Origin of the sequence: Bacillus sp. RE35 (assembly GCF_052146655.1) — a bacterium.
In the GTDB taxonomy this organism is placed as follows: Bacteria; Bacillota; Bacilli; order Bacillales; family Bacillaceae_G; genus Bacillus_A; species Bacillus_A cereus.
Genome location: NZ_CP197377.1, coordinates 1205750 through 1226581, shown reverse-complemented (window position 1 = coordinate 1226581; position 20832 = coordinate 1205750). Strand labels below are relative to the sequence as shown.

Here is a 20832-nt window from a genome sequence, read left to right as displayed (position 1 = left end):
TTTTCATTAGAAGCCAGTTATTCCCTTTGTTAAGGCTTGAATTATCGTACTAATGTAAGACCAAAGTACAATGAACGTTGCAATTCCAATTAAAACATTTGCAATAATAAGTGTGTAAACAAGATCTAATCCGCCATTGTCTAGCTTTAATACGGCTACAGTTATACTAATCCCTATATAAGTTGCAGCTACGGATAATAATATAGGTAAGAAAAAGATTAATAAGAAACTAAAAAGAAAAGAAAGGACTAATATGACAATAGTCGGCGTCGCTATCGTTCCCCATATACCAAATACTTCAAGAAACGAAAAAGACGATTTCATCATCTTACCACTTACAAAAATAATAAATCCGACAAATAAAGTTAAAATTAATAAAAAGAAAAAGACCGTTATAGATTCTCCAAAAAACGTGGGAGTAGATATATCTGGTGCAAATGTTCTCGTAACTGCTGATGCTGCACTCATCATTCTATAAAAAATACATGCTCCTAAAAAACAAATAAGAACAAGGCTTACAATTCCATTTCGCACTTCAATAGCGCCGCTTTTCATAATCGCTGTCGGTGCTTGTAATGCATGTTTAAAAAATTGAAAATAGCCGCTCGCGAACCGCTTCGCTTGCTCTACCGTTTCATTTGGCCGAGCTTCCTTTGCTTGTGCCGCACGTGCTTGTTCCGGCCCTTCTTCTTGGCCACTACTTGCCACTACTTCTTCCGTTAACGAATGTCCACAATTCCCGCAAAACTTTGCCTCCGCTGCATTTTCTGTATGACATGACGGACATTTCATTCTCTTATCCCTCCTTAAGCATATACCATATAGGGTGTTACAAGTTCAATATATGACTTTGGACATAAAACATGACTACAAGAAAAAGATTCTGAAATCCTTCTTCCGAAAGAAAATATATGTGCTAGTAATCTTGAAAAAAAATGCTATTATGAAACAGAATAAATAATATTTTTAACAGATTGGATGACTGGCAATGGAATTGGTAAACTCAATTTTTCAAATACTCCTTACAAGCGTAATCCAATTATTATCTTTAATTGGCGTTATCATTGTAATTGGATTTCTATTAGGCTATTTAGAATCTCTCACACGCATGTATTGGTCGAGAGCTTTTGGAAGAAAAGGATTCCTATTAACGGCTTGGATCGGTGTTCCGATTCATGAACTTGGACATGCCATTATGTGCGTACTGTTCCGTCATAAAATTGTGGCGACTCAGTTCTTCCCAACAGATACAAGTCAAGGGGCTTTAGGTTACGTACAACATCAATACAATCAAAAAAGTGTGTATCAACGAATCGGGAATTTCTTCATCGGCATTGGGCCTATTATTTCTGGTATTACTGCACTAATCCTTTTAATGCGCTATTTCGTACCAGAATCATATTTTTTATTTAATACAACTCTCGAAAAAACGATTGCTTCTACTTCTATTAATATAGAAATGATCCAAAACATGCTCTTGTCGACGTTTGTATTATTGAAAAGCTTATTTACAATCGGTAATTTATTGAATCCTTCCTTTTGGTTATTTTTATTTATCGCCATTTGCATTTCCGCACATATCGCTTTAAGTAAACCAGACATTAAAGGATCAATAGACGGAGTTATCGTCATGTTTATCGTTTTATTTTTATTCAACATCATAGCGGGACTGTTCCAATACGACAGTAACCAGCTAATTGGACAGGTTATGAAATATAATATGTATCTCATTGCGTTTTCTAGTGTAGCACTGCTTTTCTCTTGTATTTCTACACTTGTTAGTTTTTCGTTTTATAAAATAAGAAGAGGGCGTTCTTTTTGAACTCCCTCTTCTTATTTTATATTCCCCTTATAATCACAATGCTCAACAGGCACACGAGCATGCCCTTCTTCATCGGTACACCATGACTGTGATTGGAATGCCAGAAAGATACCAATCCATTCTTCTTCCTTTTCAAAGTGAATGAGTATTCCTCCGTCTTGCCATATGCCATCATCACCTTGCCATTTTTCTACATTCCCTTGATTCATATGAATATCATGTATACCGTTTCCTGGTTTGAAATGAAAATAGGAATCTGGTGTATTTTCTTCTGGTCCCCATCTTTCACCAAATGCGTAAATAATTGCTTTTTCTTCTATCGCTCGTTTTATATAACGTTCTATTTTTTCATTTAAATCATTATCTGCTCCTGCTTTTTCGGGAGGTAAAGGAATCATTTGATTTGAGTCAAATAGATTTCCTCTTATATAATCTAAAGCTACTTTCGGTTCATTGTTTTTTATTTCTGTAAAACCGAATGGTAATGTCGGTAAAATATGAATCGCCTCTGACTTAATATTGTTACTCGCAAAATATAAAACTTCTGACGGATAACTTTGCGATTTTACGTTAATTGCAATACGATAATCTACTTCTGCTTCATCTTGTAAATGAACTTGATAATGAGGAGTTTTCCCTTTTCCCATCTTTGATTGTATAACTGTACCTTTTAACACGCCGTAATTTTTTAAGGGCATACATTTCATCTCCTATTCATCTAGTAGAAGCTTTTCATATTTAAAACATTATCCATTCATAAAAAAAATCCTCCTATGTTAGGAGGATTTTTAATTTCTCAACATATACCAAACAATAACCTCTACCACTACAAGCAAAACCGCACCAAAGATCATTAACGTCGTCTTCTTTAATAGTTCATTTTCACGGTAAGGGATATTACATAAGTAAGCACCTAGTGTAATCCGTGATGGACAAGCGATTGTCGCTACTGATGATGCGGTGTTTTGAAGTGTTGTGACATATTGCCACGGGAGTGCTACGTTTTGTGCGGTTTGCATTTGTAGTTTTATAAACATTGCATTTGATCCTGCGTTACTACCTGTTAAAAATCCACCAATAGCGCCAATAAACGGCGCAACGAAAACGAAAAATGTTCCAAATGTATCACCAGCTGTCTTTGCGAGTAATGAATGCATGCCTGATGCACCCATTAGTTCTGAAATGGCGATAAACATTGTCGTCGTAATCGCAAAAGGAATCCATTGTTTGATCGTTTGTGAGAGTGATTGTTTAATAATATTAGACGGGATGCGGAAGAAAATAATAGTAAATAAGCAAGTCATACCGAGCCAAAATCCTGGTGAATATAGTAACTCTAGTTTGTAAGAGTATGATTTCAAATCAAGAACCGCATATGATCTGAACAAATCATGTAATGCTGGAACGAGGCGAGAAAGTAAAATACAAACTGTTAGAAATATATAAGGGCTAATAATTTTTATAATGGATACTTCTCTCTCCGTTGCAGCGGCATGTTCTGTTATAAGATTTTGCCCACTTTTTCCTTTTAATTTAATGATAAGAAAGCCAAATGTAATCGTAACGATAGAACTTAATATCCCTGCTAGTTCAACACTTACGTACGCATTAGAAAGATAGATTCCGAGAGAAAATAATAGAAAGAATCCTACCCCTTCTTTCCACTTTTCTATAACCGCTTGCCAGCCGCCAACAACGTGTAAAGAAAGAATAACAAAGTAAGCAAACATCGGAATACTTAATAGCGCTGTATTTGTGCCAAGTGTTGTAAGAGGCATATTTATTAGCTGCGAACCGATAATCGTACCAGTTGCCATTGCGCCCCATGAACTAGCTAGTAAGCCGATGAATGAGAGTAGTACAGCTTGAAATGGTTTATATCCTAGTGAAAGAAAAATAGGTGCTGCAACCATGAAGCCGATACCGAATCCACTTACTGATTCAATAAGCGGGCAAATGCCAAAACACATAAGCAGCATTTGTAATAAGCGATCTTGCGTCACTGCTTCTAGAAAACGTGCCACTTGATCGATGTACCCCATTTTGTTCATGAGGTGAAATAAAAAAATACCGAAAAATAAAACGTACCCGACAATAAAACAAATTAACCACCCTTTAATCGTTGCGTGCACAGTTTCACTTATCCCTAATTGAAACGTTGGCGAGAGTAAAACGATTCCAACACATACAGCATAAGAAATTAACGAAGACCTTAATGACGTTTGTTTAAATAAAAATAAACAAATGAAAATCATCATAATTGGGATAAGTGCCAACAATATGGCCATGTTATCATCTCATTTCGTTTAAAATACAATTTTTAACTATTATATAACAGATGCTATAATTTTCAATTGTTTTTAAAACAGATTCAAAAAAGGAACCAAACGGCTCCTTTTCATTCACTCCCATTTTCTATTATCCTGAAAAACTGTCTGCTTTCCGACTATTTCTTTCAACACAACAAACACAATGTAAGTACATATTGCTTGCAATATAATATTCCAAAATTTCATTAATGTAAATGAATGAATCCGTAGAAATAATTCGTTTAATAATACAATCGAAACGATACTAAATAATTCTATACTAATCGAAAATAGACATATTTCTAAAATAGACTGTTCTTGAATGCGATTTAAGTTGGAAAAGATGAATACATACCCTAAAAATAGAGCCATTAACTCTATTTTCGTCATGCTAATGAGCCAAGCGTATAATGGTACAGTTAAAAATAGATATAGTAATTTACGTCTTAGCATGCCTTCTCCCCCTCTAATTTATATGTATTTTCTGTATATTTTAACATTTATTACGCAAAACAAAAAGAAGAGACTATGCCTCTTCTTTTTGTTTTGTTGCATATATTAATTCACATATTTCTTCTCGCTTTTCATTTTCTAAAAGCTCAATGACCTTACTTCCAACGACAACTCCGTCGCATATTGTAACCATTTCTTCTACATGTTCTTTTGTTGAGATGCCGAATCCAGCGACTACTGGTAAGTTGACGTGTGATTTTACTTTTTCTAAGTAACTATGAATCTCCTCTTTAAAGTTTTGACGTACTCCCGTTACGCCCGCTACTGTAACAGCATAAACGAACCCTTCTGATTCACTCGTAATTTTTTCAATTCTTTCAATAGGACTCGTTACGGTAACGAGTGGAATAAGCGCAATGTTTACCTCTCGAAGTAACGGCGCAATAATATTTTGTTCTTCATACGGTAAGTCTGGAACGATGATGCCGTCTACACCTGCTTCTATACAGTTCTCAATGAATCTCTCTTTTCCGAATGCAAGTACCGGATTTAAATATGTCATAAGAACAAAAGGCATTTGTACTTCTTTCCTTACCTCTGCTAACGCTTGAAAAATGCCTTTTAATGTTACGCCGCTATCTAGCGCTCGTTTCCCTGCTCTTTGAATCGTTGGGCCATCTGCAACTGGATCTGAAAACGGAATACCAATTTCAACGATGCTTGCTCCAGCCTCATCTAGAAAACGAATTCTTTCTTTTAATTTTTCAAGGCCACCATCTCCGCCCATTACGTACGGAATAAATGCTTTCTTGCCATTTTCAAACGCTGCTTTAATTTTTTCTACTCCCATTTTTTACACCTCTTCCATATAACGTTTTATACTCTCTACATCTTTATCACCACGGCCAGATAAACAAATAACAAGTCCTTCATCTTCCTTCATTTTCGGAGCTAATTTTAATGCGTATGCGACAGCATGCGAGCTTTCTAACGCCGGGATAATGCCTTCTTTTTTCGTTAATAATTGAAATGCTTCTAATGCTTCTTCGTCTGTTATCGAATGATAAGAAACGCGGCCAATATCTTTTAGCAAGCTATGTTCTGGACCAACACCTGGATAATCAAGTCCTGCTGAAATAGAGTGTGCTTCTTGAATTTGTCCTTCTTCGTTTTGCAGAAGATACATCATTGATCCGTGGAGAACGCCAACGCTTCCTTTCGTTAAAGTTGCTGCATGCTTTTCTGTATGAACGCCTTTTCCAGCTGCTTCTACGCCGTAAAGAGCAACTTCTTCATCGTGTACGAACGGATAAAACATCCCCATCGCATTACTACCACCGCCAATACAAGCAACGACTGCTTCTGGTAACTTTCCTTCTAACGCCTCATATTGTTTTTTCGTTTCATTTCCAATTACACTTTGGAAATCACGGACAATTTGCGGGAATGGATGTGGTCCGAGAACAGATCCCATAATGTAGTGCGTATCATGCACATGTGAAACCCAGTAACGAAGCGCCTCGTTTACCGCATCTTTTAATGTACCGCTACCTGCCGCTACACTTTCTACTTTCGCTCCGAGTAATTCCATTCGGAACACATTTAATTTTTGACGTCTTACATCTTCTTCTCCCATAAAAATGACGCATTCTAATCCGAGAAGAGCACATACAGTAGCTGTTGCAACTCCGTGTTGTCCAGCTCCTGTTTCAGCGACAACTTTTTTCTTGCCCATTCGCACTGCAAGTAGTGCCTGACCGATTGTATTGTTAATTTTATGAGCTCCTGTATGATTCAAATCTTCACGTTTTAAATAAATCTTTGCACCACCGCAATACTTCGTCATATTTTCAGCATAATATAGCGGTGTTTCTCTTCCGACGTACGTTTTTAAATAATGATTTAATTCCTTTTGAAATGCTTCATCTTGCATCGCTTCTTTATATGCTTCTTCTAGTTCTAGTACAGATTGCATTAACGTTTCTGGAACATATCGTCCTCCGTATATACCGTAATGTCCTTTTTCATCTGGATATGCGTAGTTCATTTGGAACACTCCTTCGCTTTTATAATAAATTGTTTTATTTTCTCTACATCTTTCTTTCCTTCTGTCTCTACTCCACTGCTCACATCGACCATGTATGGCCGAACAGTTCGAATTGCTTCTTCTATATTAAGAGCGTTTAATCCACCAGCTAATATCATTTTCTTTCGCAATTCTTTTGGCATATCTCTAAGTAGTTCCCATGAAAATGTCTTTCCATTTCCTCCATGAAACTTTTCTTTCGGGCTATCAAATAATATATAATCCGCTTCATACCCTTGGGCGTTTTTCATATCACTCTCTGAAGTTACTCCTAGTGACTTTATAGACGGAATATTCAATCTTCTAATTTGATAATTGTCTTCATCCCCATGTAGTTGTACATGTGTTAACCCGCACTCATCTGCAATTTTCTGGATCACTTCTACTGATTCATTTACGAAAACACCGATTTTTAACACGTTGGCTGGAAGCTCCTGAATGATTTCTTCCGCTCTCTTTGGAGTGATTTCCCGCTTACTTTCTGCAAAAACAAATCCGAGTGCATCTGCGCCATATTCGCACGCACTTTTCGCTGTTTCCACATCAGTGATGCCGCAAATTTTCACTTTCATATATTCACCTTACAATCTTCAAAAAAACTACTAATAGAAGATGATGTCATAAGCGCCTCTCCAACTAATACACCTTTGGCTCCAGCTCTTTTAACACGAATAATATCTTCTTTTGAATGAATGCCACTTTCACTAATCCAAAGTAGTTTCTCCTCATTCAATCTTTTTCCAAGCTTTTCAGTTTGGCTTAAATCTACTTCGAACGTTTTTAAATTACGATTATTAATGCCAATAACGTGCGGATTTAATACAATCGCAGTTTCTAATTCCTGTTCATCATGAACTTCAACAATCGCTTCTAATCCTTTTTCTAACACGTAGCTATACAGCTCTTTTAACTTCTCTTTCGTTAACGCTGCTACAATTAGTAAAATAATATCTGCTCCCGCTTCATACGCTCTATCGATTTGAATCTTATCGATTATGAAATCTTTACATAAAAGCGGAATGTTACTTTCTTCTCTTGCTGTTTGTAAATCGTGAAACGATCCTTTAAAAAATTGACCATCTGTTAAAACAGATACTGCTCCTGCACCACATTTCTCATATGTTCCCACTTGTTTTCGTACGTCAACGTGTAAATTGATATCTCCTTTTGATGGTGATGCTCGCTTTACTTCTGCAATGACAGTAAACTGCTGTAACGCTTCTACAAGTGACTGTGTCTTTCTTTTTGTTTTTACTGGTGTATATATTTCATATAACTCCGCAACTTCCTTTTTCTTCTGTTCTACAATTTTATCTAAAATCGTCCCCACTTTAGTTCACCCTTTCTAATTTTTCGTTGCTTGCTACAATTAATAAGTTTAATTTGGCTAATGCTTTTCCAGAGTCAATGCTATGTGCCGCGAGTTTAATTCCTTCTTCAATCGTTTCCGTTTTTCCATTTGCGAAAAGAGCTAGACCTGCATTTAATAAAACGGTATCGCGATAAACACTCTTTTCTCCGCTCAATACTTCAAGCGTAATCTTTGCATTTTCTTTTGAATTCCCTCCTCTAATCTCTTCATTTTTCACTCTTGAAAAACCATACTTTTCTGGATCAATACTCATTTCTACTATTTCATTATCTTTTAAAATGACAACATGATTCTCTCCTTGTAATGATGCTTCATCTAAAAATCCACTTCCGTTTACGACAAGCGCTTGTTTTCTTCCCAGCTTCTGTAATACTTGCGCAACTGGTAGTAACATATCTCGTTTATAAATGCCGACAAATTGTGTTTCTAAATTTACCGGATTTGTTAAAGGACCAATTAAATTAAAGATCGTCGGCACGTTTAACTCTTTTCTTATTTTCATAATGCGCGTTAGTGCTGGATGCATCGCTGGTGCAAATAAAAATGCAATGCCCACATGCTCTAGTAAATAATCAATTTCGCTTGGCGTACTGCTAATATTTACACCTAATTCTTCTAATAAGTCCGCACTTCCTGTTTTACTAGAAACAGCACGATTACCATGTTTTGCAACCTTTACGCCAGCTCCTGCCAGTACAAATGCCGATGTTGTACTAATATTAAACGTTTGAGCACCGTCACCACCCGTTCCGCAATTGTCCATCGCTCCTTGTATATGGTTCGAAAATGGTAGTGCCTTTTCGCGAAGAGCTCGAACAAGGCCGTATATTTCTTCTGCAGTTTCACCTTTCGCTTTCAGTAAGACTAAAAAAGCTGCAATTTCACTTTCCAATATGTTTTCATTTAATAAAAGAAGCCCTGCTCTATACATTTCCTCTTCTGTTAAATGTTTCCCCTCCACTAATTTACGAAGATAGCTATTCATACTCTTTCCTCCTCCTTCACTTCTGTTAAAAAGGCACGTATTAACTTTCCGCCTTCTTCTGTCGCGATTGATTCCGGATGAAACTGTAATCCGAATAGCGGATAATAATTGTGACGAACTGCCATAATTTCTCCATCGTCCATCGCTGTCGCTAGTATGTCAAAACACTCTGGCAAGCTCGTTTGCGCTGCAACAAGGGAATGGTAGCGCATCGCTGTTAACGGCTGTGTAACGTATGAAAAAATTGACGTTCCATTATGTTTCACGCGTGATGTTTTCCCATGTTTAATACGTTCTGCTCTAACAATGTCTCCTCCAAATGCTGATATAATCGCCTGATGACCAAGGCAAATACCTAATATGGGAACGTTCTTATAAAAATGACGAATCACTTCGATACAAATACCAGCATCCTCTGGTTTTCCTGGTCCTGGTGAAAGCACAATTCCTGTTGGATTCATCTCTTCTAGCTGTTCTATCGTTATTTGATCATTTCTTACGACTACAATATCTTCTTCGTATTCACCTAACAGTTGATACAAGTTATAAGTAAATGAATCATAATTATCAATTAGTACAATCATTTCATTACCTCCAATAGTGCTCTCGCTTTATTTAACGTTTCTTCATATTCAGCTACTGGGTCTGAATCATAAACAATTCCCGCTCCTGCCTGAACGTATGCTTTTTCATCCTTTACGACCATCGTTCGAATAGCGAGCGCCATATCAAGATTTCCTGAAAAACTAACGTATCCAACTGCACCCGCGTATACATTTCTTTTTTCATTCTCTAGCTCATTTATAATTTCCATCGCTCTAATTTTCGGAGCCCCAGAAACCGTTCCTGCTGGTAGGCAATACGCTAATGCATCAAATCCGCTCATTTGTTTTCGCAATGTTCCGTAAACTTCAGATACAATGTGCATAACGTGAGAGTATTTTTCTACTTTCATATATTTATCTATCGTAACCGAGCCGATTTCGCTCACTCTACCAATATCGTTTCGCCCAAGATCTACAAGCATCATATGCTCTGCTCGCTCTTTCTCATTGTCTAACAGTTCTTTTGCGATTTCCTCATCTTCCCTCTTCGTTTTCCCTCTCGGTCTTGTACCAGCAATTGGATTCGTCATTACTTTATCCTCCCTTACTGATAGCAAACTTTCCGGCGAAGAACCGAGTACAACATAATCTTGAAAATCGATATAGAACATATATGGTGATGGATTTGCAATTCGAAGTTTTCGGTATAACGCGAATGGATCACCAATACATTCACTTTGTAAACGCTGTGACAGTACGACTTGGAATATGTCTCCGGCTCTTATATGTTCTTTCGCCATTTCTACCATCCCACAAAACTCTTTTTCCGTTATAGAAGAAGTGAATGATAATGTGGATTGTATTGCATTTACTTCAGTTTCTTCTCCTTGTAGCACTTTCTCTTTGTATACTCGTAGCCTTTCGTATACTTCCTCATAATCTGCTGAATCATCTTCCCTGCATACATATACAAACGACAACTTTTGGCGTAAATGATCGTAAACGATAAACTCACGATATAGTAAGAGGTGTACTTCCGGAATATTTAATGGGTCGTGTAAATCCGCTCCAATGTTTTCATACTGCCGAATGACATCATATCCAATATAACCAACTGCTCCTCCGCAAAATGGAAATGGACTGTCTACTTGTGATGGTGCAATTACTTCTTCTAACACTTGTAGTACGTTACCTTGTAACTTTTCTGCCCGGCCGAAAATCTTTCGTTCCACTTCCGTACCAACGCTTTTCACTTCTCCATAAGGATTACATCCTAAGTAAGAATAACGCCCTTTATCTTGATGAAGCTGTGAACTTTCTAATAAGAATTTCTTCTTCCCTTTCATACGTCTATATAAAGAAATTGGCGTAATGCCATCTCCTTCTTCTTCATCGATTACTAAAAATGTCTTTCTCTCTCTTTTTTGTTTTATAAATTCTTCTTTCGTCATCATGTCCTTCACCTCGCTCTGAAAAATAAAAAAGTCCTCTACATATCGAAAATATGTAGAGGACGATAAATATACCGCGGTACCACCTCGTGTTGGATGCAAAAGCATCCCGCTTTGTTCAGGTACAAAATTTATACCTTATCCTTGTAACGGCGGAACCCGGGTTGCCTACTGAATATAATTGTTCAGCATACCTCTCGTAAGCCCATTCCGTATATGGCACCGTACCGGGCTCCCACCTATTCCCGGCTCTCTGTAACGTCTCCAATATACGTACTCTTCTTACTTAAACGATTTCATTTATTTAATTTTTTATACACAAAAAGGGAGTACTCATCCTATAGAAAGGACGGGTACTCCCGTGGTGCCACCTTAATTCGTTACAAATGTAACGCACTTTACCGTATCAAAAACAATACGTGTCTCTTGTATCGATGAGATCATGTCGCCAAAGCCTACTTCTTTCGTTTCGGTTTGGAAGCTCCGAAGCCCATTCCACATCAATTCCATACTGATTCGCACCAACCATCAGCTCTCTGACATGTTCATCATGTGTACTCTTCTTCATCAACGCTTGCATTTTTTTAAGTTGCACTCATTATAGACCTGACTTTTTTCACAAGTCAATACTTTTTTAAAAATTTTATTTTTCTTTCCTTTCAATATTATATTGACAAAACAACCTCTTTTTATGTAAATATAATAAATACTCTATTAAAAATAAGGTTTTTTGTATGAATATTATATATTAAAAAAGTAAAATGACATCAAAAAACGCTTACATTTCTGAAAATTCATATTTCTATATGGATTTTTCAGAATAATCATGATAGATTATAAATATGCATAACGCATCAAAAGACATGACAAAAGGAAGGGGAACTACATGAGTACGCAGATGTTAACTTTAACTTCGATCTCTATCTACATGCTCGGGATGTTAGTAATTGGCTATTTCGCCTACAAACGAACGTCCAACTTAACAGATTATATGCTTGGCGGGCGTACACTAGGCCCCGCAGTAACAGCATTAAGTGCTGGAGCATCCGATATGAGTGGTTGGCTTTTAATGGGATTACCCGGTGCAATGTTTAGCGTTGGATTAAGTAGTAGTTGGATTGCGATCGGCCTAACACTAGGCGCATACGCAAACTGGCTTTATGTCGCTCCTCGCTTACGTACCTACTCAGAAATTGCAAATAACTCTATTACTATCCCAGAATTTTTGGAACACCGTTTCCACGACAAATCTCATATGCTACGTTTAGTATCTGGACTTGTTATTATGATTTTCTTTACTTTCTATGTAGCTTCAGGATTAGTTTCAGGCGCTGTATTATTTGAAAATTCATTTGGCATGAACTATCATGTTGGATTATTCATTGTAGCAGGCGTTGTTGTAGCTTACACATTATTTGGTGGTTTCTTAGCAGTAAGTTGGACAGACTTCGTGCAAGGAATCATTATGGTAGTTGCTCTTATTCTTGTTCCTATCGTAACAATTATGAATTCGAACGGACTTGGACCTGCATTTGATACAATTCGATCTGTAGATCCAACACGTCTAGATATTTTTAAAGGTGCCTCTACTTTAGGAATGATTTCTCTATTCGCATGGGGCCTTGGTTATGTCGGACAACCTCATATTATCGTACGCTTTATGGCAATCGCTTCTGTAAAAGAACTTAAAAGCGCACGAAGAATTGGTATGAGCTGGATGATTTTCTCTGTTGTCGGAGCTATGTTTACTGGTCTTATTGGTATTGCTTACTATTCACAACAAGAGTTAACATTATCTAACCCAGAAACAATTTTCCTTGAACTTGGGAAAATTTTATTCCACCCACTTATTACTGGATTTTTATTAGCCGCTATTTTAGCAGCGATTATGAGCACAATCTCATCTCAGTTACTCGTTACTTCTAGTGCCGTAACGGAAGACTTATATCGTACATTCTTCAAACGTTCTGCATCTGATAAAGAACTTGTATTTGTCGGTCGTATGGCTGTACTTGTTATTGCATTAGTTGGGTGCGCTTTAGCGTTTAAACAAAATGATACGATTTTAGCTCTTGTTGGATACGCTTGGGCTGGTTTTGGTTCTTCATTCGGACCTGCTATTTTATTAAGCTTATATTGGAAGCGTATGACGAAATGGGGCGCGCTTGCTGGTATGATTTCTGGTGCCGCTACTGTTATTATCTGGACTCAATTCAAATTCTTAAAAGATTTCTTATATGAAATGATTCCAGGTTTCGCTATTAGTTTACTAGCCATCGTAATTGTTAGTTTACTAACACAACCTTCAAAAGAAGTTGAAGAGCAATTTGAGGATTTCGAAAAACAACATCGTCATAATTTATAAAAAAATCTCTGCTGTTATCGTAACAGCAGAGATTTTTTACAGTTCGACAATCTTCTTATCAAATTTAACAAATTCTTTATGTTTCGTTAAATTTAACATAACACTACTCCTTTATAGTATGAGTATCAGCACTTATACAGAAAGGGGACTCCAACATGTTAGCAGCTTTCCAGCAACAACAAACACGAAAATTTTCACCTATCACAAATACTTCTGCGTCTTGTTTAAACATGCAACCTAACCCGCCTAAAATTTCAATTGCTCCTTCTGTTATTTCAGTCATCGGTGTTCATATGGAAAAACATAAATTAAAAATAAAAACGGGACAAAACATTGTGTTAGCAGCTTCTACTTTGCCAATACAAGCAACGAATAAAGAGCTTATTTGGTCAAATATGAATTCTGATATCATCACCATATATCCAAAAGGTGACACCGTGACGATTACTGGAAAAAGTGCAGGTAAAGCAGTCGTAATTGTCACAACTGCTGAAGGCAAATTCCGTGACCTATGTGTCATTCACGTACAACCTTATATGACAAACCCAAAGTAAAAGAGTGGCTTCGTAGCCACTCTTTTACTTTGTTTCAATATTTGAGTTTTTACTTTTTACAAGGTTAATAAATTGTTCTTTATTTCTTGGAGAAATAATTTCTGTTTTTATGTGTATCGTAAACAATTTCAAGTCGTTCAAATGATAATGCATGAGCTACTATTGGATTTTTCGTATTTGAAATTTGTTTTATATCTCGTATAAATATACGTTTTGTAACGAGACCCGATCTAATCGTAATTGTTTCTTTCCCGGCAATATATTTTGCCAAAAATCAACTCCAACTAAACAACATTGCTAATGGAATTGTAAAAAGCAAAAGGAAATATTCTCTCCCTGCAAATATAGGAGCAAAACAGGCGCCTACAACAATAAAAAAAATTGGATGTAACCATACATCTTTTTTTGATGGAAATTCCATTTTCCTCCCCCTTCTACACCCGTATTTCTATAAAAAAACAAAAAGAGAAGTATCACAACTTCTCTTTTCTCCCCTAACACTATAATTCCTGTGTATACACCGGCTCGTTTACGACATTTTTTGCTGTACGTTTTTGTTGCTGCAGTAAGAAAACAGATACACCAAACAATACGAGCATGCTACCGATAATTTGCATTGCATTTAATTTTTCTCCAAGTAAGAAGAACGCAAGTATAGATGCTCCAACAGGTTCTCCTAAAATACTCATTGAAATTGTCGTTGCATTTACATAATTTAATAGCCAGTTATTAATTACATGTGACACTGTTGGCACAATTGCAAGTAAAAGAAAAACAGTCCAATCCCACCTCGTATAACCTGTAAAGGGAACTTGTAATATGACATTATAAATCCCCATAAAAAGACCTGCGAACGCAAAGACTGTAAAGCTATAAATCCAGTGCGATACTTTCTTCACTGTCGTTTGCCCGATAAATAAATAACCGACAACCGCTATTACACTTAGAAAGGATAATATGTCACCATAAATTGCTTGCTTACTTAAACCTAAATCTCCCCAACCAATGCACATTACTCCCAAAATAGCGATTCCCATCGTTGCAATGGCTGAATATGTTGTTCTTTCTTTAAATAGAAAAAAACCTCCAACTAAAGATACGATTGGTTGAAGCGCCAAAATAATTGTTGAACTAGCAACTGTTGTATGCTTTAAAGATTCAAACCATAAAAGAAAATGAAGTGCTAAAAAGAAACCAGATCCAATTAAAAAGCCCCAATCTTTCATTTGAATCCTATTAAATTCCTCTCTTTTTTTCCATACGATAGGCAGCATAATAAGTACGATAATCCATAAGCGGTACATACTTAATATTGAAGATGGTGCTGAGGACATCTTTACAAAAACTGCTGCAAAGGAAATGGCAATTATAGAAATAGCCAATGGTAGTGCGATTGATTTTTCTTGTTTCAAATCCTGTCTCCCCTCTCACCTGTCAAAAATCCCACTTCATTATATCCGTTTTCTTTCGTAACTTAAATACTAATTTTTTAGATTCTTCGTACCATTATGGTAAAATAGAAATTAAGGCACCAATTAGTGAATATTTCTTTCCTTTTCACTACAAGCGTCGCTCTTACAATCGTTACAGTAAATTTTTATTTAGGGGGATCTACATGAGTCAAACAATAGGGAGAATTGAAGAAATTTCATTTTATAGCGCATCACTTCAAGAAGATGTTACACTTCTCGTTTATTTACCAGTAAATTACACACCACTGCACAAACATACAGTTGTAATTGCACAAGATGGTAGAGATTATTTTCAGCTCGGTAAAGCGCACCGTGTAATTGAGCGCCTTCGTGAAACCGAAGAAATTGACCGTACAATTATTGTCGGTATTCCATATAAAAATGTACATGATCGTAAAGAAAAATATTTCCCAAATGAAGTGAAAAATGCTGCATATATTCGTTTCCTTGCTCATGAACTTGCACCATATATTGATGAAAATTATCCAACGTATCAAATGGGAAAAGGTCGTGTTTTAATTGGTGATTCTCTTGGCGGAACAGTTTCCTTTATGACTGCACTTATGTATCCGCATACATTCGGTAAAGTCGTTATGCAATCACCATTTGTGGATGAGACAGTGATGAACTTAGCAAAAGAATTCAAAGATCCACAGGCGTTAGAACTGTATCACGTCATCGGTACAGAAGAAACGGCTGTAAAGCGTACTGATGGACAAGTATCTGATTTCGTAGGGCCGAACCGTGAGTTAAATACGCTTCTTACAGATAGAAACTTCATCACGCATTACGAGGAATTTGAAGGCAATCATACTTGGAAATATTGGCAGACTGATTTACCGAAAGCCTTCTCTCATATTCTATCAATGAAATAATAGAGAGCAGTATTCAGAATAATTTGATATAATAGATAAAGAGATTTATTTATCTCAAAATCTAACTAGACTTACAAAGGGAGGAATTGGAACATGAAATTAGGCATTGTAATTTTTCCATCTAAAATGATTCAAGATAAAGCGAACGGATTGCGTAAACGTTATGACCCGCACTACGCATTAGTTCCGCCACATATTACATTGAAAACACCCTTTGAGGCGCAAGATGAACAATTAGAGTCGATTGTAAACGAGTTACATACAATCGCAAGTAAAACGAACCCTTTCACCCTTCATGTTGGGAAAGTTGGTTCTTTCGCACCTGTTAATAACGTCCTTTACTTTAAAGTAGAAAAAACACCTGAACTTACTTTCTTAAATGAAGAAATGCATAGCGGGTTATTCACGCAAGAACGCGAATATGCTTTCGTACCTCATTTAACAATCGGACAAGGCTTATCAGATGCAGAGCATGCTGATGTGTTGGGCCGATTACGTATGAAAGATTTCTATTACGAACAACCAATTGATCGTTTCCATCTTCTATATCAATTAGAAAATGGAACATGGACTGTACACGAAACATTCCGTCTTGGAAAGGGGAACAACTAATTTGCACGCACAGATTGTACAAACGGACGAACAACTAAGAGATGCATTCTCTGTACGTAAACAAGTGTTTGTAAATGAACAACGTGTCTCTGCTGAAGAAGAGTACGATGAGTTTGAAGAAACTTCAACACACGTTGTTATATATGACAATGATGTTCCAGTTGGTGCTGGACGTTTTCGCATCCTTGATGGTATAGGAAAAATGGAACGCATTTGCGTGCTAAATTCCCATCGCAAAAAAGGGATTGGAAAAATTGTTATGGATTCTCTTGAAGCGTATGCAAAAGAAAATTCGCTACCAAAATTGAAACTTCACGCTCAAACACATGCTGAAGATTTCTATAAAAAACTTGGATATGTAACAAGTTCTGATGTATTTATGGAAGCAAATATCCCGCACGTTGTAATGATAAAAAAATTGTAATTTGAAAACAGGAGGTGACCCCTCCTGTTTTTTTACATTGCTATTTTCTTTTTCTTCCGCTAAAGTTAAATGTTGATGCTATAGTTTTGAAGGTGAACATATGACACAAGAAAAATTTTCACAAAAATCGTTAACACACGCTGATATTCCGCGTGCGACATATCATATTCCGAAAACATCTACCCATTTAATTATGGAAGAAGATGTAGACGCGGCTTATTTCCGCGCTCTTGAACAACAAAATGTTTTTTTAAACGAAAAACAATTAGAAGCCGTGCGCACAACAGAAGGTCCTGTTCTTACACTAGCTGGTGCTGGAAGCGGGAAAACATCGGTTTTAACAACTCGCGTTGGTTATTTAGTAAATGTAAAACAAGTTCATCCACGAAATATTTTATTACTTACATTTACACAAAAAGCAGCTGAAGAAATCCGAAGTCGTGTTGCGAAGTTACCAGGTATGAATCATGCAGCAAGTAGCTACGTTGTTGCTGGTACATTCCACTCTGTTTTCTTAAAATTACTTCGTAGTCAAGGTTATAATCAGCAAATTTTAGCAAATGAAAAACATAAACAAATTATGATAAAGAAAATCTTAAAAGAATTGCGTTTAAAAGACGATTATGATGCGGAAACGATGCTCGCGATGATTTCACTTGAGAAAAACAAATTAAATCGTCCGAAAGATGTAAAAGCGAAAACACCAGTGGAACAAGAATTTAAAGAAGTATATGAACGTTTTGAAGAGGTAAAACAACGATACAATTATATTGATTTCGATGACATCTTATTGGAAACATATTACATGTTAGAAAATAATGCTCCTTTACTAACTCAATTACAACAACGGTTTCACTACATTGAAGTAGATGAGTTTCAAGATACATCCTATGCACAATATGAAATTGTAAAATTGTTAGCCACGCCAAGAAATAATTTGTTCATCGCAGGTGATGATGATCAAGCAATTTATGGCTGGCGAGGGGCAAGTCACCAAATTATTTTATCTTTTCCAAAAGAATTTGATAACACAACAATCATTGCACTAAATACGAATTATCGATCCAATCCCTTTATCGTCGGGCTTGGAAATGAAGTTATAAAATTAAATCAAGAACGTTTTGATAAAGAGCTATACTCCGTTCGTGAGGAAGGTGTACAACCTTTTTATGCAAGACCTGCTACGACTCTTGATGAAGCAAATCAAATTTTGCAGCTCATTCAAGAAAAAGTAGATAGCGGTGACCGAAACTATAAAGATTTTTGTTTACTGTATCGCACACATTCTGTAAGTCGTTCGTTACTTGATCAGCTTACCATTCATAAAATCCCGTTTATTAAACACGGGGCGAGCCAATCATTTTATGAACATTCTTTAATTAAGCCTGTATTAGATCATTTAAGACTCGTGATTGAGCCGTTTCGACTAGAATCACTTTCAAACATATTGCCGACGATGTATATCGGACGTGATGATTGTATTTCATTTATTGAACGTGAACAATGGAAATATGGTGAGGGGCGCTTCCCTTCTCTTCTTCATTTCTTACTATTAAATCCAAGCTTAAAACCTTTTCAAGTGAAAAAGGTAAATGAGCGCATCGATTTTATTAAGTTTATTAAAGAATTAGAACCGAAAAAAGCATTAAAAGAAATCATTCATGGTAAAGGAAAATATTTAGAGTACTTACAAAGTAACGATCGTTCTTCCTTTACGATGCATAAAGACATACAAGAAGAAATGTTGGAAGAATTACTGGAGTCTGCAACTCGTTTCACCGATATTCCAGCTTATTTACAATTTATTGACGAGGCGATTCAAGGTCAAAAAGAAATGGAAGCATTAAAAACAATGCCGCAAAAAGATGCCGTTTCACTTATGTCAATCCATAACGCAAAAGGCCTTGAATTTCCATGTGTCTTTTTACTTGGAGCGAGTGATGGAATCCTGCCCCACACTTCTTCTTTAAAAGATGCAAATGATCGTGTTACGGAAACTTCTGAAGCGTTAGAAGAAGAACGCCGATTACTGTATGTCGCCATTACACGTGCGAAAGAAGAACTTTATATTTCTTCTCCGCAATTTTTCAGAGGAAAGAAATTAGATATATCTCGTTTTTTATATACTGTGCGAAAAGATTTACCTGAAAAGACATCCACTAAATAAGGATGTCTTTTTTTTATATCACGTTATGTACATCCCTCCTATATAAATTCCTTGTTTTTATCGTGAGAATTAACGTAATATCAGCCATATTCCACTCATATTGTAATAGTGTATGTCAGAACTCACGAGAAGGAGTGAACATAATGAGCTGCAATTGTAATGAAGATCATCAACATGAGTGTGATTTCAACTGTGTATCGAATGTTGTTCGTTTTATACATGAACTACAAGAATGTGCAACGACAACATGTGGATCTGGTTGCGAAGTTCCATTTTTAGGTGCACATAACAATGCATCAGTAGCGAATACACGTCCTTTTATTTTATACACAAAAACTGGAGAACCTTTTGAAGCATTTGCACCATCTTCAAGCCTTACTAGCTGCAGATCTCCCATTTTCCGCGTAGAAAGTATAGATGATGATGACTGTGCTGTATTGCGTGTATTAACTGTAGTTTTAGGTGATGGTACCGCTGTACCACCTGGTGACGACCCAATCTGTACGTTTTTAGCTGTACCAAATGCAAGACTAATATCAACCTCCACTTGCATTACTGTTGATTTAAGTTGCTTCTGCGCTATTCAATGCTTACGCGATGTTTCTATTTAAAACTAAATAATGAGTTAAGCATGGATTGGGTGGCAGATAATTCTGCCACCCAATCCATGCTTAAAGAGTATTCTTATGTAAATTTCTTAAAATTGGGAACTTGTCTAGAACATAGAACCTGTCCTTTTCATTAACTGAAAGTAGAAACAGATAAAGGAGTGAAAAACATGTTCTCTTCTGATTGCGAATTTACTAAAATCGATTGCGAGGCGAAGCCAGCTAGTACACTACCTGCCTTTGGTTTTGCTTTCAACGCGTCTGCACCTCAGTTTGCTTCACTATTTACACCACTATTATTACCTAGCGTAAGTCCAAACCCAAATATTACTGTTCCTGTAATAAATGATACAGTAAGTGTCGGAGATGGCATTCGAATTCTACGAGCTGGTATTTATCAAATCAGTTATACATTAACAATTAGTCTTGATAACTCACCTGTTGCACCAGAAGCTGGTCGTTTCTTCTTATCATTAAATACACCAGCTAACATTATTCCTGGATCAGGTACAGCAGTTCGTTCTAACGTTATTGGTACTGGTGAAGTAGACGTATCCAGCGGTGTTATTCTTATTAACTTAAATCCTGGTGACTTAATTCAAATTGTGCCAGTTCAGTTAATTGGAACTGTAGACATTCGTGCTGCAGCATTAACAGTTGCACAAATTAGCTAGTAAAAAGCGGTATTTCTAATACAGAAATACCGCTTTTTATATATAATAAAAAACACTC

General features: G+C 36.5%; 21 protein-coding genes, 1 pseudogene and 2 other annotated features. Of the genes and pseudogenes, 9 read left to right on the top strand and 13 right to left on the bottom strand.

The features are described 5' to 3' along the window. Positions 1 to 6: 6 nt before the first annotated feature. Complete coding sequence (locus ACTL4X_RS06415; RefSeq protein WP_071741043.1) at positions 7 to 792, bottom strand: zinc ribbon domain-containing protein; 786 nt, start codon at positions 790 to 792, stop codon at positions 7 to 9. Positions 793 to 988: 196 nt separating this feature from the next. Here ACTL4X_RS06415 and ACTL4X_RS06410 point away from each other — a divergent pair, with 196 nt between their 5' ends. Then, positions 989 to 1822: a hypothetical protein gene (locus tag ACTL4X_RS06410; RefSeq protein ID WP_033695718.1), complete on the top strand. Its 834-nt coding sequence runs from the start codon at positions 989 to 991 to the stop codon at positions 1820 to 1822. Positions 1823 to 1833: 11 nt separating this feature from the next. On the opposite strand, the gene ACTL4X_RS06405 is transcribed toward ACTL4X_RS06410, so the two are convergent. The 10 genes from ACTL4X_RS06405 to trpE all read right to left on the bottom strand — a co-directional run bounded on the left by ACTL4X_RS06405 (position 1834) and on the right by trpE (position 11026). Continuing rightward, positions 1834 to 2520 (bottom strand): DUF2278 family protein, encoded by a 687-nt coding sequence (locus tag ACTL4X_RS06405; protein ID WP_074554787.1) that lies wholly within the window; start codon positions 2518 to 2520, stop codon positions 1834 to 1836. Positions 2521 to 2610: 90 nt separating this feature from the next. Then, positions 2611 to 4110, bottom strand: a complete 1500-nt coding sequence (locus ACTL4X_RS06400) for an L-lactate permease (RefSeq protein WP_078186217.1) — start codon at positions 4108 to 4110, stop codon at positions 2611 to 2613. Between the two features lie 114 nt (positions 4111 to 4224). Continuing rightward, positions 4225 to 4584, bottom strand: coding sequence for a DUF4029 domain-containing protein (locus ACTL4X_RS06395; protein ID WP_000946131.1), 360 nt, complete (start codon positions 4582 to 4584; stop codon positions 4225 to 4227). A 73-nt stretch (positions 4585 to 4657) separates the two neighbouring features. Next, positions 4658 to 5434 (bottom strand): tryptophan synthase subunit alpha, encoded by a 777-nt coding sequence (gene trpA, locus ACTL4X_RS06390; protein ID WP_000537825.1) that lies wholly within the window; start codon positions 5432 to 5434, stop codon positions 4658 to 4660. Between the two features lie 3 nt (positions 5435 to 5437). Beyond that, positions 5438 to 6631, bottom strand: coding sequence for a tryptophan synthase subunit beta (trpB, locus tag ACTL4X_RS06385; RefSeq protein ID WP_001105035.1), 1194 nt, complete (start codon positions 6629 to 6631; stop codon positions 5438 to 5440). Beyond that, a complete protein-coding gene (locus tag ACTL4X_RS06380; protein WP_000865141.1) occupies positions 6628 to 7242 on the bottom strand; it encodes a phosphoribosylanthranilate isomerase in 615 nt (204 codons plus the stop codon). Before ACTL4X_RS06380 ends, trpB begins: the two co-directional genes overlap by 4 nt. Next, on the bottom strand, positions 7239 to 8000 hold the full coding sequence (trpC, locus tag ACTL4X_RS06375) for an indole-3-glycerol phosphate synthase TrpC (protein ID WP_000536703.1): 762 nt from the start codon (positions 7998 to 8000) through the stop codon (positions 7239 to 7241). Before trpC ends, ACTL4X_RS06380 begins: the two co-directional genes overlap by 4 nt. Position 8001: 1 nt before the next feature. Then, complete coding sequence (gene trpD / locus ACTL4X_RS06370; protein ID WP_001089853.1) at positions 8002 to 9027, bottom strand: anthranilate phosphoribosyltransferase; 1026 nt, start codon at positions 9025 to 9027, stop codon at positions 8002 to 8004. Further along, entirely contained in the window at positions 9024 to 9611 is a 588-nt protein-coding gene (locus tag ACTL4X_RS06365) for an aminodeoxychorismate/anthranilate synthase component II (protein ID WP_000636337.1), read from the bottom strand. Before ACTL4X_RS06365 ends, trpD begins: the two co-directional genes overlap by 4 nt. Then, on the bottom strand, positions 9608 to 11026 hold the full coding sequence (gene trpE, locus ACTL4X_RS06360; protein WP_031312976.1) for an anthranilate synthase component I: 1419 nt from the start codon (positions 11024 to 11026) through the stop codon (positions 9608 to 9610). Before trpE ends, ACTL4X_RS06365 begins: the two co-directional genes overlap by 4 nt. A 52-nt stretch (positions 11027 to 11078) precedes the next feature. Next, positions 11079 to 11323, bottom strand: a binding site (T-box leader). 42 nt (positions 11324 to 11365) lie between these two features. Continuing rightward, positions 11366 to 11603, bottom strand: a binding site (T-box leader). Positions 11604 to 11909: 306 nt separating this feature from the next. Here trpE and putP point away from each other — a divergent pair. Next, entirely contained in the window at positions 11910 to 13388 is a 1479-nt protein-coding gene (gene putP, locus ACTL4X_RS06355) for a sodium/proline symporter PutP (protein ID WP_000107208.1), read from the top strand. Positions 13389 to 13543: 155 nt separating this feature from the next. Further along, complete coding sequence (locus ACTL4X_RS06350) at positions 13544 to 13942, top strand: Ig-like domain-containing protein (protein WP_000878731.1); 399 nt, start codon at positions 13544 to 13546, stop codon at positions 13940 to 13942. A gap of 24 nt (positions 13943 to 13966) precedes the next feature. On the opposite strand, the pseudogene ACTL4X_RS06345 reads toward ACTL4X_RS06350, so the two are convergent. Together ACTL4X_RS06345 and ACTL4X_RS06340 are read right to left on the bottom strand one after the other, a co-directional pair. Next, positions 13967 to 14363 (bottom strand): annotated as a pseudogene (locus ACTL4X_RS06345) (PH domain-containing protein). Between the two features lie 79 nt (positions 14364 to 14442). Continuing rightward, complete coding sequence (locus ACTL4X_RS06340; protein WP_000806943.1) at positions 14443 to 15354, bottom strand: DMT family transporter; 912 nt, start codon at positions 15352 to 15354, stop codon at positions 14443 to 14445. Between the two features lie 203 nt (positions 15355 to 15557). Between ACTL4X_RS06340 and ACTL4X_RS06335 the strand changes: the two genes are divergently transcribed. From ACTL4X_RS06335 to exsF, 6 genes are all read left to right on the top strand, one after another. After that, the gene (locus ACTL4X_RS06335; RefSeq protein ID WP_000084013.1) at positions 15558 to 16289 is read left to right on the top strand and encodes an alpha/beta hydrolase; all 732 of its coding nucleotides are present in this window, start codon (positions 15558 to 15560) and stop codon (positions 16287 to 16289) included. Positions 16290 to 16382: 93 nt separating this feature from the next. Continuing rightward, positions 16383 to 16901: a YjcG family protein gene (locus tag ACTL4X_RS06330; protein ID WP_000765863.1), complete on the top strand. Its 519-nt coding sequence runs from the start codon at positions 16383 to 16385 to the stop codon at positions 16899 to 16901. 1 nt (position 16902) lies between these two features. Then, the gene (locus ACTL4X_RS06325; RefSeq protein WP_000543296.1) at positions 16903 to 17325 is read left to right on the top strand and encodes a GNAT family N-acetyltransferase; all 423 of its coding nucleotides are present in this window, start codon (positions 16903 to 16905) and stop codon (positions 17323 to 17325) included. A gap of 100 nt (positions 17326 to 17425) precedes the next feature. Further along, on the top strand, positions 17426 to 19492 hold the full coding sequence (locus tag ACTL4X_RS06320; RefSeq protein ID WP_000191197.1) for an ATP-dependent helicase: 2067 nt from the start codon (positions 17426 to 17428) through the stop codon (positions 19490 to 19492). A gap of 143 nt (positions 19493 to 19635) precedes the next feature. After that, a complete protein-coding gene (gene cotY, locus ACTL4X_RS06315) occupies positions 19636 to 20103 on the top strand; it encodes a spore coat protein CotY (RefSeq protein ID WP_001277719.1) in 468 nt (155 codons plus the stop codon). Positions 20104 to 20270: 167 nt separating this feature from the next. Beyond that, entirely contained in the window at positions 20271 to 20774 is a 504-nt protein-coding gene (gene exsF / locus ACTL4X_RS06310) for an exosporium protein ExsF (RefSeq protein WP_000492939.1), read from the top strand. The last annotated feature ends 58 nt before the right edge of the window (positions 20775 to 20832 follow it).